This is a genomic window from Stenotrophomonas maltophilia group sp. Smal32, from assembly GCF_030237085.1.
Taxonomy (GTDB): Bacteria; Pseudomonadota; Gammaproteobacteria; order Xanthomonadales; family Xanthomonadaceae; genus Stenotrophomonas; species Stenotrophomonas maltophilia_Q.
The window spans coordinates 61,778-75,535 of record NZ_JASJSI010000002.1; the positions used below are offsets into that span (position 1 = coordinate 61,778).

Consider the following 13,758-nt stretch of genomic DNA (forward strand, 5'->3'; position numbering starts at 1 on the left):
ATGAACCCCACCCGGATCCGCACCCCGGGGTGCGCCGTCCGGCCTCAGCCCGGTGCGATGCCGTCCAGGGCACGCAGATAATCGGCAATCTCGGCAACCACGGAGGAAAGCTCAGGGGCACGCAGGCGATTCCTGCGCAGGAACGCGCGCCACTGAGCCCGCTTCTGGGCATCCCTGGCGAACGCCTGGGTCAGCCCGTACGGCAGCGGCGTCGGTGCAGGGGTGCCGCGTCGGTCAAAGGTCGCAGCAATGGCGGCTGCAAGGCCGGGGCGATCCATGGCGTCCTCGCGCGCCAGTGCCAGCAGGTCGAAGAAGTCTTTCATCCTGCTGTTGGCAATGCCGAGGGCGGCAATGGCCTCCAGCTTTTCGGCGAACACCGTCTCGCGTGGGTAGACGCGCAGGCAAGGTGGCGGAAAGCCATCCAGCATCACCGGATAGGCAATTTCCGGAGGTGGGGCGGTGACCGCGTCGCCAAACCCCACATCCCACTGCACATGGCAGCGCGCGCGGCCCAAATAGGCGATCAGGCGCAGGCGCAGCCCCTCATATGCAGCGTCTTCGCGGGTAGCTTCGATGGTGATGCTGGCTGGATCGAAACGCAGGCCGTCGTCGCTTGCCATTGCACAGAGCGCGCGTGCGATGTCCAGAAGATGGTCGGGCTCAGCACTGCCGAATCTGAGGAAATCGGCATCCCGTGTGGGCCGGTGTGGTGCATCGAACCAGGCCACGAACAGCAGGGCGCCCTTCAGCAGGAACTGGTCGCGGAAGGATGAGGTCGAGAGCCGGTAGAGCAGGCGTTCAACGGCGAATCTGTCCAGCACGAACTGGAAGTCTTCGTTGCGGCTGCGTGCGAGATCGAGCAGCCGTTGCCGGATGGAAGCAACGCGCTGGGGGAGCGGCAGGGAGTGGGTCACGCCAGGGCATCGAGGTACGGTCTCATCAGTCTGGCAACGCGGCAGATCCGCGCATACTCCATCAGTGCGTTTGGGGTCGTGGCGCGGCTGCGAAGCGCGTCACGCAACGCCTCGATAGCGACATCGAGGCCAACGAGATTGCGGTACTTGAAGCAGTCGGCGACGGTTTTGGCAACGTTGCTGACGTAGATGCAGCGCGTGCCCACGCGGCGTTCTTCCAGTCCTGCATTGAGTGTCGTTGGCGACATGCGGACCACCCGGAGCGGCGGCCAGTCGATGCGGGGCGCGCGGTCACTGTTGCCAATGGCTGCCCAGATCTCGAACGGCGCCTGGGTGGTCAGCCCATGTAGGCGCAGCGCACTCAACAGACACAGACGGGGGTGCGGCAGGCGTTCGGCAATGATCCGCAGTCCATCGTCGGTGTCGCCGCGGGCTTTTCCTGGCAATGCGTAGACGCCGCGGGACATCCGGATGAGTGCGCCGGCGTCGACCAGGCGCGCCAGTTGCGCACGGGCGATTCCGGCAGCCACCAGTTCGCGCGCGCGCAGCGTGCCTGCGCGCTGCAGTAGCTTTCGTGCCCTGGCCTCAGCATTTCCCATGGCGGCATTGTTCCATAATGCAGGTTGTTTTCAATATCAACCGGCAAAATGGAACATCTGGTGCCGGGCCATTTCCGGCGAGGTAGATCCACGCCACGCGTGGATGGATGAACGACGCGCCGCGATCAACGCGGCAGGAACCACCCGCGTGCGCTAGAATGCGCGCTGGCGGAGCCGGCCAGACAGTCGCGTCATCCCTTCGGGGGTGCCGAGGAAAGTCCGGGCTCCATAGGGCAAGGTGCCAGGTAACGCCTGGGCGGCGCAAGCCGACGGAAAGTGCAACAGAAAGATACCGCCTACGTCTTCTTCGGAAGGCCGGTAAGGGTGAAATGGTGCGGTAAGAGCGCACCGCGAGTCTGGCAACAGACCGGCACGGCAAACCCCACCTGGAGCAAGACCAAATAGGGATCCTTTGGCGCGGCCCGCGTTGGATCCGGGTAGGTTGCTTGAGCGTTGCGGTGACGTAACGCCTAGAGGAATGACTGTCCACGACAGAACCCGGCTTATCGGCCGGCTCCGCCTCTTTCTTACGGTAAGCCGAGCATGGCTCGGCTCTACAGTAGAGCCGAGCCATGCTCGGCTGCTCTCCGCCCAGATGCTTGGGATGTTGTTCAACCCGGCGTGCGGTACTGCCCTGCGGAAATGAACTGCTCGAACCTTTCGCACCACACAACCACGGTGGTGTAGTCGTCCACGTTGACGCTCTCAGGCACCTCCACCAGGAACCGGTTGAAGGTCTTCACCTCGCCGATGCGCTGGGCCTGCGCCTTGATCTTCAGGAAGTCGGCCTTGTTGTCGACGAAGTCGCGCACCAGGTAGACCTTGTAGTCCGGCCCCGGGCCCATCTTGCCGTCGAACGCGACCTGGCGCGCGCTGACACTGACCTTGCCGTCGGCCCAGTGCACGGCGTCGCTGCCCTTGAGGTCGCGACGGAAGGTGGTGTGGTAACGGGCGTCGTCCATCGCCGCCTGCACCTGCGCGACCGGCGGGTCGTCGGGGGCGATCAGGATCGGCAGCAGGTAGATGCCCAGGCCGAAGCCCAGGCCGAGGGCGAGCAGGTGGGTGACGGCAAGTACGAGGACACGGCGCATCGATGACTCCCTGTGGATCGGTGGGGCGCGCGGCAGGATCGCGCCGGGTCATCGTGTGGCGTGCGTGCAGACATTTATAGACACAGAAAACAGGTACAGGGTCAGAAATCGACCTGGCTCTGGCCGAGGGCGACACCCTGCGGGCCGAAGCGGCGCTCGTGGATCTGGCCGTGGCCATGGGCGTCGATCAACAGCACCGTGCTGGCGCGGGTGCCGTAGTCGTCGCCACGGATGAAGGCCGGGCTCAGCCAGCGCTCGCGCTCCAGGCCGATGCCGGTGTCGGGCAGGTCGCTGTCGGCCGGGCGGTGTTCATCGGCCAGAGCATTCCAGAGCGGGGTCAGATCCCTTTCCTCTTGGGAAAGGGATCTGACCCCGTCTTCCTTCAGCCAGGCGGAAAGCGCAGCCATCAGCCGGCGGGTCTTCGGCCACGGCGCGTCCAGTGCGCCGTTGGACATGCCGTGCACGCCGGGGCCCAGGCGCTGGCGTTCGGCCGGGTGGTTGCCCAGGTACTCCAGGCTGTCGCCATCGGCCAGCAGCAGGTTGAAGGGCGCATATGCGCCCGCCACGATGGCCAGCCGGTCGATATGCACGGCGGCCGGGTCGCGGCCGCGCAGGAAGTCGGCCACCAGCGCCCCCCGGGACGGGCCGGTCTGTGCGGCCAGCGGATCGCGGACATTGGTGACCACGGCCATGCGGCCGCCGGCACCAACGCCGGCCCAGCCACCGCCGGAGCGCAGGTCGCGCCCCCCGATGACGGAGGTCTCATCCTGCCAGGGGGCCAGCGCGGCGGTCGGGCGGGCGTGGAACTCATCACGGTTGCCGGTCATCACCAGCCGCCAGCGCGGGTGGTGCATCCAGCCAAGAGCGAGCAGGCACATGGCCTCATTGTGCATCGTTTGCGCAGTCCGGCGGCGTTTCCGCCCGGTTCCGGATGAATGCGCGGGAGATGTTTCACGCCCTGTCCACAGCCCTGAACTTCCGTTCAATCTCAAAAATTGAGACGGATCAGCAACTTGTGGATAAGCCTTGAACAATTCTCTAAAGGTTGTTGCAAGCCATTGATGCGGCTGGCGATTTCCCTGCTGAAAAGTTGTTGACAACCCTTCGGCCGCTGCTAAGGTGGGCATCAGAGGGAAATCCGGGTGTTTTGTGGGTTTTCGTGGTTCAATGTTTCACCGGGCGAAGGATAGGTGCACGCGTCGTGTTCCAGGGCGAGACGGCCATCACAGTTGACGATAAAGGGCGCATGGCGGTTCCCACCGCTTACCGCGACCTCGTCGCGCGCGCCAGCAACAACCGTCTCGTGCTGACCTACAACCCGTTCGAAGCCGGCTGCCTGTGGCTGTATGCAGAGTCGGAATGGGAGCGGGTCCGCGACGACGTCATGTCCAAGCCCAACACCCAGCGCGTCGTGCGCCTGTTGCAGCAGAAGCTGGTCGGCTCGGCCGCCCATCTGGAGCTGGACGGCAACGGTCGCATCAGCATCCCCGCCAGCCACCGCGGTGCGGTGGGCATTGAGAAGAAGGCGGTATTGCTCGGTATGGGCGACAAGTTCGAATTGTGGAGCGAGCAGGCGCATCGGGCCCTGATCCAGCAGACGTTGTCTGACGAGGATCTGGGTGATGGGTTGCTCGACCTGAAGTTGTGAGCCGGGGTGCCCGGATGCGCCCAGAAGCGCAGGCCGGTCACCTTCCGGTGTCGCAGTCGCCGGCGGTGCACCTGCCGGTCCTGTACACCCAGGTCATCGAAGGCCTGAGGGTGATCGAAAACGGACGTTATCTGGATGGCACGTTCGGTCGTGGCGGTCATGCACGTGGCGTGCTCACCCAGCTCGGTCCCGAGGGGCGCCTGCTGGTCATGGACAAGGATCCGGAAGCCATCGCCGTTGCCGAGCGCGATTTCGCGCCGGACCCGCGCGTGTCCATCTTCCGTGGCAGCTTCGCCCAGCTGCTGCAGTGGGATGCGACGGCCGAAGGCCTGGACGGCGTGCTGTTCGATCTGGGTGTGTCGTCGCCGCAGCTGGACGTGGCCGAGCGGGGTTTCAGCTTCGGCAAGGACGGCCCGCTGGACATGCGCATGGACCCGGACAGCGGTGAAAGCGCCGCGCAGTGGATCAATCGCGTGGAAGACCGCGAGATTGCCGACGTGCTGTGGACCTATGGCGAAGAACGCCAGAGCCGCCGCATCGCCCGCGCCATCGTGGCGCGCCGCGAGAAGCAGCCGTTCACCCGCACTGCCGAGCTGGCCGAGCTGATCGCCTCGGTGATGCCACGTGGCAAGTCGGGATCCGATAAGAGCCGGATCCACCCGGCCACGCGCAGCTTCCAGGCCATCCGCATCCACATCAACCGCGAGCTGGCCGATCTGGAAGCCGGCCTCGATGCGGCGGTGGAGCGGCTCAAGCCCGGTGGCCGCCTGGCGGTGATCAGCTTCCATTCGCTGGAAGACCGCATCGTCAAGCAGTACATGAACCGCCTGGCCAAGGCGCCGCCGGCCAACCGCCGCCTGCCCGAGGCGGTCGCGTTCGTGCCGACGCTGGACCTGATCGGCGGTGCCATCAAGGCCACCGACGAGGAACTGGCCGCCAACCCGCGCGCCCGCAGCGCCGTGCTGCGCGTGGCCCAGAAGCGGGAGGCCGACGCATGAGCCGGCTGCTGCTGATCATCCTGTTGGCCTCGACCGTGGCCTCGGCGATCGGCGTCGTGTTCGTGCGTCACCGTCATCGGCAGACGTTCATCGAGCTGTCGCGCGCCGAACGCAAGCGCGATGACATCAACCTGGAATTCGGCCGCCTGCAGCTGGAACAGGCCACGCTGGCTGAAGCCAACCGTGTCGATCGCATCGCCCGCGAAAAGCTCGGCATGAAGTTCCCCGAAGCCGGGGACATCGTGGTGGTGCGGCCATGAGCAAGACCGGCCGCAACCGCCCGCGCAACGCCTTCAACCTGCGCCAGCGCCTGCGCTGGGTCGCGCTTGCGCTCGGCCTGTGCTCGGTGTCGCTGGTCGGTCGTGCCGCCTACGTGCAGATCATCAACAGCGACTTCTACCAGCGCCAGGGCGAAGCCCGCTACCTGCGCGAGCTGCCGATCAAGACCTCGCGCGGCATGATCACCGACCGCAACGGCGAGCCGCTGGCGGTATCCACCCCGGTCGCCTCGATCTGGGTCAATCCGCAGGACCTGCTGCGTTCGCCCGAGCGCATTCCGGAGCTGGCCCAGGCGGTCGGCATGTCGGTGGACGAGCTGAGCAGCCGCCTGTCGCAGAAGTCGGACAAGGAATTCATGTACCTGCGTCGCCGGATCAATCCGGACGAGGCAGAGAAGGTGGTCGCGCTGAAGATTCCGGGCGTGGCCGCGCAGCGCGAGTTCCGCCGCTTCTACCCACAGGGTGAGGCGATGGCGCACGTGCTGGGCTTCACCAACATCGACGACCGCGGCCAGGAAGGCCTTGAGCTGGCGTTCGACGAATGGCTGCGCGGCAAGGCCGGCGCCAAGCGGGTCATCCGCAATCGCAAGGGCGAGACCGTCGAAAGCGATCTGCTGCGCGCTGCTGAACCGGGCAAGGACCTGACCCTCAGCATCGACCGCCGCATCCAGTACCTGGCGTTCAAGGAACTGCGCAACGCGCTGGTGGCCAACAAGGCGGCCGGCGGTTCGATGGTGATCATGGACGTGACCACCGGCGAGATCCTGGCCATGGTCAACCTGCCGACCTACAACCCGAATTCGCTGACCGGCGCGCTGCCCGATGCGCGCCGCAACCGTGCGGTGACCGACCTGGTCGAGCCGGGTTCGACGATGAAGCCGCTGACCATCGCCACCGCGCTGCAGGCCGGTGCGGTGACCAAGGACACCATCATCGATACCAACCCGGGTTACATGCAGGTAGCCCGCTTCACCATCCGCGACGTGCCACGCAACAACGGCGTGCTGAACGTGACCGGCGTGATCACCCGCAGTTCCAACATCGGCGCGGCCAAGGTTGCGGCGAAGATGCCGGACCAGGTGTTCTACGACGGCGTGCGCCGCTTCGGCTACGGCTCGGTGCCGCACAGCGGCTTCCCGGGTGAATCCGGTGGCGTGGTGCGGCGCCCGGCCAACTGGGACGGTGCCACCAAGACCACCATGTCCTACGGCTACGGCCTGAACGTGACGCCGCTGCAGATCGCCACCGCCTACTCGGCGCTGGCCAATGGCGGCAAGTTGATCGCGCCGACCTTTGTCAAGGGCCAGCGCAACGAAGCGCATCAGATCATCGACGAGAACGTCGCCAGGCAGGTGGTGGCGATGATGGAAACGGTGGTTACCCAGGGTGGCGCCAAGCAGGCAGCGGTGCTGGGTTACCGTGTGGCCGGCAAGACCGGTACCGCGCGCAAGACCGGCCCCGGCGGCTACGAGCGCGGCCACTACAACGCGCTGTTTGCCGGCGTGGTGCCGGCCACCAACCCGCGCTTCGCCACCGTCATCGTCATCAACGACCCGCAGGCCGGCAAGTTCTACGGCGGCCTGGTGTCGGCGCCGGTCTACCACAACGTGATGGAAGGCACCCTGCGCCTGATGGACGTGCCGCTGGACGACCTGCAGTCGTGGCTGGCCGCGCAGCAGTCCGGCAAGGTCGGCCACTCGGCCTCGATCCTGCCTGCGCCGCCGGCCGAAGCCGCGTTGCCGGTGGATGCCGCCGCTGAATTCGATGCTGCGCTGCCCAGCGCGCATGCCCAGACGCCGCCCGCTACGGGAGGCACGCAATGAGTCCTTCGATGTTGCTTTCGCAGTTGCTTCCGGACGTGGCCCTGGCGGGCCATGATCCCGTTCTGACCGGCCTGGTGCTGGACAGCCGCGCCGTGCGCCCCGGCAATGCCTTCGTCGCCATCGCCGGTTTCGGCGCACATGGCCTGGGCTTTGTCGAGCAGGCCCGCGCGGCGGGCGCTGGCGTCATCCTGTTCGAACCGCCGGCACCTGCCGAGCTGCCGGCCCCGGCCGATGCGATTGCGGTGCCGGGCCTGCGCGCGCGCATGGGCGCAATGGCCGACCAGTTCCATGGCGCACCGTCGCGGGCGATGGCGATGGTCGGCGTGACCGGCACCAACGGCAAGACCTCCACCGTGCAGCTGCTGGCCCAGGCCTGGCACCTGCTCGGTACGCCCAGTGGCAGTATCGGCACGCTGGGCGCCGGACTTTATGGTGCGGTTGAACCGACCGGCTTCACCACGCCACTGGTGCTGCAGATGCATGCGCTGCTGGCGCAGCTGCGCGACGCCGGTGCGCGCGCGGTGGCGATGGAAGTCAGCTCGCACGCGCTGGACCAGGGCCGCGTCGATGCCGTGCACTACGACGTGGCGGTGTTCACCAACCTCACCCGCGACCATCTGGACTACCACGGCGACATGGCCAGCTATGGCGCGGCCAAGGCGCGGCTGTTCCATCGCCCGGGCCTGAAGGCGGCGGTGATCAACCTGGACGACGCCTTCGGCCGCCAGCTGTTCGCCGGCCTGCCGGCGGGCGTGCAGCCGATCGGCCTGAGCTCGCGTGGTGCCGGCGAGGCCAGCGTGCGCGCCGAGGCGCTGCAGCTGGATGGCCGTGGCATTGCGTTCGAACTGGTCATCGACGGCCAGCGTGCGGCGGTGCAGTCGCCGCTGCTGGGCCGCTTCAACGTGGACAACCTGCTGGCGGTGGCCGGTACCCTGCATGCGCAGGGCCAGCCGCTGCCGCGCATCGCCGAGGTGCTGTCGGCGCTGCAGCCGATCCGTGGCCGCATGAACCGCCTCGGCGGCGAAGACGGCCTTCCGACCGTGGTGGTCGATTACGCACATACCCCGGACGCGCTGGAACAGGCGCTGGACAGCCTGCACGGCCATCTGCAGGGTACGCTGTTCTGCGTGTTCGGCTGCGGTGGCGAGCGTGATACCGGCAAGCGTCCGCAGATGGCTGCGATCGCCGAGCGCCTGGCCAACCAGGTCATCGTCACCGACGACAACCCGCGTGGCGAGGATGGCGACGTGATCGTGGCCGACATCCTGGCCGGCTTCCAGAACGCCGAGGCGGTGACCGTGCAGCGCAGCCGCGCGCGTGCGATCGGCCTGGCGGTGAAGCGCGCCGGTGCCGGCGACATCATCCTGATTGCCGGCAAGGGCCACGAGCCGTACCAGGAGGTCAATGGCGTGCGCCATGACTTCGACGACACCGAAGTGGCGGCCGCTGCGTTGGCTGCCAAGGCCGGTGTTCTGAGCTCGCAGGCCGGGGAGGGCGCCGCATGAAGCGCACCCTGCTTTCGCTGATCGCACATTGGGCCGGCGGCGAGATCCACGGCGACGACGTGGCCATCGATGCGGTCAGCCATGACACCCGCAGCCTTGGCCCGGGCAGCCTGTACGTGGCGCTGCGCGGCGAACGTTTCGATGGCCATGATTTCGCTGCCGACGCGCTGGCCCGTGGTGCCAGCGCGCTGCTGGTCGAGCGCCTGCTGCCCATCGAACTGCCGCAGGTGCTGGTGGCTGACAGCGAACTGGCGCTGGCGAAGATCGCCACCGGCATGCAGCGTGACCGCGGCACCGAGGTGTTCGCGATCACCGGCAGCAACGGCAAGACCAGCGTGAAGAGCCTGCTGCTGTCGATCCTGCAGCAGGTGGCACAGCACGCGCACAAGGTGGTCTACGCCAACCCGGGCAACCGCAACAACGAGATCGGCCTGCCGCTGGCGGTGATCGATGCGCCGGAAGATGCCGACTACGCCGTCTACGAGATGGGCGCCGGCAAGCCGGGCGACATCGCCTACCTCACCGACATCGCCCGCCCGCGCTATGCGCTGGTCAACAACATCGCCCCGGCACACCTGGAACGCATGGGCAGCCTGCTCGGCGTGGCAGTGACCAAGGGGGCAATCTATGCCGCACTGCCGGCTGATGGCGTGGCGGTGATCAATGTCGACGATGCCTACGGCCGCTGGTTCGAACAGCATTTCGTCGGCACCCCGCCGCGTTGCCGCGTGCTGCGCTACGGCCTGGAACATACCGCCGACGTGACCGCGCGCGACATTCGCGCCGGCGCGCAGGGCAGCCAGTTCACCCTGGTTTCGCCAGCCGGCGAAGCCCGCGTGGTGCTCGGCCTGCCGGGTCGCCACAACGTCAGCAACGCGCTGGCCGCGGCCAGCCTGGCGCTGGCCGCGGGCGTCGACCTGGCGCTGATTGCCGCCGGCCTGGCCGAAGCGCAGCCGGTGCCGGGCCGCCAGATCGCCCATCAGCTGCGCAACGGCGCGGTGCTGGTGGATGACAGCTACAACGCCAATCCCGGCTCGCTGGCTGCGGCCATCGATGCCCTGGCCGCCGCCCCGGAAGAGGGCTGGCTGGTGCTGGGCGACATGCGCGAGCTGGGCCCGGATGCCGAGGCGCTGCATGCGCAGGCGGGCATCCGCGCACGCGCTGCCGGGTTGAAGCGGCTGTATGCGCTGGGTCCGCTCAGTGCCGCCGCTGCGGCCGCCTTCGGTGAAGGTGGTCGCCATTTCGCTACCCATGGTGCGCTGTCACAGGCGCTGCAGGATGAGTTGCACGCTGGTGTGCGCTGCTTGGTCAAGGGTTCCCGTGGCAGTGCCATGGACCTGATCGTCAAAGCGCTGCTGGCGCAAGGAGAGGAATCCCCGCATGTTGTATGAACTGGCTCGATGGTTGCAGCAGTTGGAGAGCCTGTTCGGGCTGTTCAACTACCAGACGTTCCGCGCCATCCTTGCCGCGTTGACGGCGCTGTTCCTGTCGCTGTGGCTCGGCCCGGCGATGATCCGCAAGCTTGCCCAGTTCAAGGGCGGCCAGCCGATCCGCAAGGACGGTCCGCAGACCCATTTCTCCAAGGCCGGTACGCCGACCATGGGCGGTTCGCTGATCCTGCTCACCATCACCCTGTCGGTGCTGATGTGGGCCGACCTGCGCAACCGCTACGTGTGGCTGGTGCTGGCGGTGATGCTGTGCTTCGGTGCCATCGGCTGGTATGACGACTGGATCAAGATCGTCCGTCGCGATCCGAACGGCCTGAAGTCGCGCTGGAAGTACCTGCTGCAGTCGATCTTCGGCCTGGCCGCGGGCCTGTTCCTGTTCTACACGGCAGATGTACCGGCAGCGCTGACCTTCTACATCCCGATGTTCAAGTCGATCGCGCTGCCGCTGGCCGGCATCGGCTTCGTGGCTATCGCCTACTTCTGGATCGTCGGCTTCTCCAACGCGGTGAACCTGACCGACGGCCTGGACGGCCTGGCGATCATGCCCACCGTGCTGGTGGCCTGCGCGCTGGGCGTGTTCGCCTATGCCTCGGGCAACGCGGTGTTCGCCAACTACCTGCAGATCCCGCAGATTCCGGGTGCCGGCGAGCTGGTCATCATCTGCGCGGCCATTGCCGGCGCCGGCCTCGGCTTCCTGTGGTTCAACACCTATCCGGCCATGGTGTTCATGGGCGACATCGGCGCGCTGGCGCTGGGTGCGGTGCTGGGCACGATCGCGGTGATCACCCGCCAGGAACTGGTGCTGGTGATCATGGGCGGCGTGTTCGTCATCGAAACGCTGTCGGTGATGATCCAGGTCGCCTCGTTCAAGCTGACCGGCAAGCGTGTGTTCCGCATGGCGCCGATCCACCACCATTTCGAACTGAAGGGCTGGCCGGAGCCGCGCGTGATCGTGCGCTTCTGGATCATCTCCGTCGTGCTCGTGCTGATCGGTCTGGCCACGTTGAAGGTGCGCTGAGATGAACGACCTGTCCCGCCAGGCAACACGCCTTGAAGCCATCGAAGGCAGCTACGACAAGTGGCTGCTGGGCGCGATCATCGCGCTCACCGGCGTGGGCGTGGTGATGGTGGCGTCCAGCTCGATCGCACTGATGAGCAGTCCGTTCTACTACCTCAACCGCCACCTGATCTTCCTGGCGGTCGGTATCGTGCTGGCGGTCATCGCCGCCCGCACCGAGCTGAAGTCCATCGAGCAGTACAACCAGATGCTGCTGCTGGGCTGCTTCGTGCTGCTGCTGGCAGTGTTCACGCCAGGTCTGGGCAGTACGGTCAACGGTGCGCGCCGCTGGATCAACCTGGGCATCTCCAAGTTCCAGACGGTTGAAGCGGTGAAGGTGCTCTACATCGTGTGGCTGTCCAGCTACCTGGTGCGTTTCCGCGACGAGGTCAATGCGACCTGGCCGGCAATGCTCAAGCCGCTGGGCGTGGCCGGTGCGCTGGTGGTGCTGTTGCTGCTGCAGCCGGACTTCGGTTCGTCCACCCTGCTGCTGGCGATCACCGCCGGCATGCTGGTGCTGGGCGGCGTGAACATGCCGCGAATGTCGATGCCGGTGATCATCGGCCTGGTCGGCATGAGCGCGCTGGCGATCATCGAGCCGTACCGCATGCGCCGCATCACTTCCTTCCTGGACCCGTGGGCCGACCAGCAGGGCGACGGCTACCAGCTGTCCAACGCACTGATGGCCGTGGGCCGTGGCGAGTGGACCGGCGTCGGCCTCGGCAATTCGGTGCAGAAGCTGTACTACCTGCCCGAAGCGCACACCGACTTCATCTTCTCGGTCACCGCCGAGGAATTCGGCTTCCTGGGTACCTGCGTGATCGTGGCCCTGTACGCGCTGCTGGTCGGCCGCACCTTCTGGCTGGGCATGCGCTGCGTGGAAATGAAGCGCCACTTCTCCGGCTACATCGCCTTCGGCATCGGCCTGTGGATCAGCATGCAGACCTTCGTCTCGATCGGCGTGAACCTGGGCATCCTGCCGACCAAGGGCCTGACCCTGCCGCTGATCTCCTCCGGCGGTTCGTCGGTGCTGATGACCTGCGTGGCGATGGGCCTGCTGCTGCGCGTGTCCTATGAACTCAAGCGCGCCGAGCGCCGCCAGGCCGTGCGCATCGGTGGCGCCGAAGACGTTGCTGCCGAGCCGAGCGACGAGCCGGCCGCGCCGGTGGCCGCCAGCGTACCGATGAGCGCCGAGCCGGTGGCTGCCGCTGCGCCGAACGCTGCGCGTGGCACCAGCCGCCTGCAGTCGCGCATCGAACCGACCTTCGGGAGGCTGTCATGAGCAGCGCTTCCAACGCCCGCCCGGTGATGATCCTGGCCGGTGGTACCGGCGGTCACATCTTCCCCGGCCTGGCCGTGGCCCGCGTGCTGCGCGAGCGTGGCGTGCCGGTTACCTGGATGGGCGCCGAAGGCGCGATGGAAACCCGCCTGGTGCCGCAGCACGACATCGCGATCGACACGCTGGCCATCACCGGCCTGCGCGGCAAGGGCAAGCTGGCGTTGCTGGCTGCGCCGTGGCGGCTGATGCGTGCGCTGCGTGCGGCCGGCATGATCATCCGCAAGCGCCAGCCGCGTGCAGTGGTGGCCTTCGGTGGCTTTGCCTCCGGCCCCGGTGGCATGGCCACGCGCCTGCATGGCCTGCCGTTGATCGTGCATGAGCAGAACCGCGCACCGGGCCTGACCAATCGCATCCTGTCGCGCTATGCGCGCCGCCTGCTGACCGGTTTCCCGGGCACCTTCGCCGCGCGCGAGGAGTTCGTCGGCAATCCGGTGCGTGCGGAAATCGCCGCCATCGCACCGCCGGAACAACGCTTCGCCCACCGCCACGGCCCGCTGCGCGTGCTGGTGGTGGGTGGCAGCCAGGGTGCACGTGCACTCAATGCCGGCGTGCCGCAGGCGATTGCCGCGCTGGGCGCCGGCGTGCCGGTGCAGGTGCGCCATCAGAGCGGCGAGAAGATGCATGCCGAGGCGGTCGAGGCGTATGCCAAGGCCGGCGTGCAGGCTGAAATCACGCCGTTCATCGCTGACATGGCCGAGGCCTTCGCCTGGGCCGACCTGGTCGTATGCCGCTCCGGCGCGTCCACGCTGGCCGAGCTGTGCGCGGTCGGTGTCGGCAGCGTGCTGGTGCCATTCCCCGCTGCCGTCGACGATCACCAGACCCGCAATGCGGAGTACCTGGTCGAGCGCGGTGCGGCGGTATTGCTGAAGCAGGACGGAACGCTGGCCGACGGCATTGCCGCACTGCTGCGCGATCTGTCCGAAAATCCCGCCCGCCGCATGCAGATGGCGCAAGCCGCGCGTGCCCTGGCCAAGGTCGATGCCGCCGAGCGCATCGCCGATATCATTCTTGAGGAAGCTGTATGAAGAAGGCATGCCACCGCGCCTGCCCTGCGCGAG

At 67.0% G+C, this 13,758-nt stretch carries 14 protein-coding genes and 1 other RNA gene; 11 read left to right on the forward strand and 4 right to left on the reverse strand.

The genetic code is table 11. The features are described 5' to 3' along the window. Positions 1-44: 44 nt before the first annotated feature. Both QRO91_RS00770 and QRO91_RS00775 read right to left on the reverse strand, forming a co-directional pair. The gene (locus tag QRO91_RS00770) at positions 45-914 is read right to left on the reverse strand and encodes a nucleotidyl transferase AbiEii/AbiGii toxin family protein (protein WP_285310190.1); all 870 of its coding nucleotides are present in this window, start codon (positions 912-914) and stop codon (positions 45-47) included. Continuing rightward, a complete protein-coding gene (locus tag QRO91_RS00775; protein WP_049428909.1) occupies positions 911-1,513 on the reverse strand; it encodes a type IV toxin-antitoxin system AbiEi family antitoxin domain-containing protein in 603 nt (200 codons plus the stop codon). Before QRO91_RS00775 ends, QRO91_RS00770 begins: the two co-directional genes overlap by 4 nt. On the opposite strand from QRO91_RS00775, the gene QRO91_RS00780 reads away from it, so the two are divergent. Beyond that, positions 1,512-1,670: a hypothetical protein gene (locus QRO91_RS00780; protein WP_157804763.1), complete on the forward strand. Its 159-nt coding sequence runs from the start codon at positions 1,512-1,514 to the stop codon at positions 1,668-1,670. The genes QRO91_RS00775 and QRO91_RS00780 overlap by 2 nt on opposite strands. Positions 1,671-1,683: 13 nt before the next feature. Then, positions 1,684-2,035: RNase P RNA component class A (gene rnpB, locus QRO91_RS00785), an RNA gene on the forward strand. An 89-nt stretch (positions 2,036-2,124) separates the two neighbouring features. Here rnpB and QRO91_RS00790 read toward each other — a convergent pair. Together QRO91_RS00790 and QRO91_RS00795 are read right to left on the reverse strand one after the other, a co-directional pair. Further along, positions 2,125-2,604: a DM13 domain-containing protein gene (locus QRO91_RS00790; protein ID WP_197619747.1), complete on the reverse strand. Its 480-nt coding sequence runs from the start codon at positions 2,602-2,604 to the stop codon at positions 2,125-2,127. A gap of 101 nt (positions 2,605-2,705) precedes the next feature. Beyond that, positions 2,706-3,482 carry an NRDE family protein gene (locus tag QRO91_RS00795; protein WP_049428922.1) on the reverse strand — a complete coding sequence of 259 codons (777 nt, stop codon included), beginning with the start codon at positions 3,480-3,482 and terminating at the stop codon, positions 2,706-2,708. A gap of 323 nt (positions 3,483-3,805) precedes the next feature. On the opposite strand from QRO91_RS00795, the gene mraZ reads away from it, so the two are divergent. Genes mraZ through murG form a run of 9 tightly spaced genes read left to right on the forward strand, consistent with a single transcriptional unit; the run spans position 3,806 to position 13,725 of the window. Then, positions 3,806-4,252 (forward strand): division/cell wall cluster transcriptional repressor MraZ, encoded by a 447-nt coding sequence (gene mraZ, locus QRO91_RS00800; protein ID WP_004143635.1) that lies wholly within the window; start codon positions 3,806-3,808, stop codon positions 4,250-4,252. A 14-nt stretch (positions 4,253-4,266) separates the two neighbouring features. Beyond that, a complete protein-coding gene (gene rsmH / locus QRO91_RS00805; RefSeq protein WP_197619749.1) occupies positions 4,267-5,250 on the forward strand; it encodes a 16S rRNA (cytosine(1402)-N(4))-methyltransferase RsmH in 984 nt (327 codons plus the stop codon). Then, the gene (gene ftsL, locus QRO91_RS00810; protein WP_005408074.1) at positions 5,247-5,510 is read left to right on the forward strand and encodes a cell division protein FtsL; all 264 of its coding nucleotides are present in this window, start codon (positions 5,247-5,249) and stop codon (positions 5,508-5,510) included. The genes rsmH and ftsL overlap by 4 nt, the downstream gene beginning before the upstream one ends. Further along, positions 5,507-7,351 carry a penicillin-binding protein 2 gene (locus QRO91_RS00815; RefSeq protein ID WP_049428907.1) on the forward strand — a complete coding sequence of 615 codons (1,845 nt, stop codon included), beginning with the start codon at positions 5,507-5,509 and terminating at the stop codon, positions 7,349-7,351. The genes ftsL and QRO91_RS00815 overlap by 4 nt, the downstream gene beginning before the upstream one ends. Continuing rightward, on the forward strand, positions 7,348-8,856 hold the full coding sequence (locus tag QRO91_RS00820) for a UDP-N-acetylmuramoyl-L-alanyl-D-glutamate--2,6-diaminopimelate ligase (RefSeq protein WP_049428906.1): 1,509 nt from the start codon (positions 7,348-7,350) through the stop codon (positions 8,854-8,856). The genes QRO91_RS00815 and QRO91_RS00820 overlap by 4 nt, the downstream gene beginning before the upstream one ends. Next, positions 8,853-10,247, forward strand: coding sequence for a UDP-N-acetylmuramoyl-tripeptide--D-alanyl-D-alanine ligase (gene murF / locus QRO91_RS00825; protein ID WP_049428905.1), 1,395 nt, complete (start codon positions 8,853-8,855; stop codon positions 10,245-10,247). The genes QRO91_RS00820 and murF overlap by 4 nt, the downstream gene beginning before the upstream one ends. After that, positions 10,237-11,322, forward strand: coding sequence for a phospho-N-acetylmuramoyl-pentapeptide-transferase (gene mraY / locus QRO91_RS00830; protein WP_049428904.1), 1,086 nt, complete (start codon positions 10,237-10,239; stop codon positions 11,320-11,322). The genes murF and mraY overlap by 11 nt, the downstream gene beginning before the upstream one ends. Before the next feature lies 1 nt (position 11,323). After that, positions 11,324-12,643: a putative lipid II flippase FtsW gene (gene ftsW, locus QRO91_RS00835; protein ID WP_106549217.1), complete on the forward strand. Its 1,320-nt coding sequence runs from the start codon at positions 11,324-11,326 to the stop codon at positions 12,641-12,643. Continuing rightward, positions 12,640-13,725: an undecaprenyldiphospho-muramoylpentapeptide beta-N-acetylglucosaminyltransferase gene (gene murG / locus QRO91_RS00840; protein ID WP_197650689.1), complete on the forward strand. Its 1,086-nt coding sequence runs from the start codon at positions 12,640-12,642 to the stop codon at positions 13,723-13,725. The genes ftsW and murG overlap by 4 nt, the downstream gene beginning before the upstream one ends. The last annotated feature ends 33 nt before the right edge of the window (positions 13,726-13,758 follow it).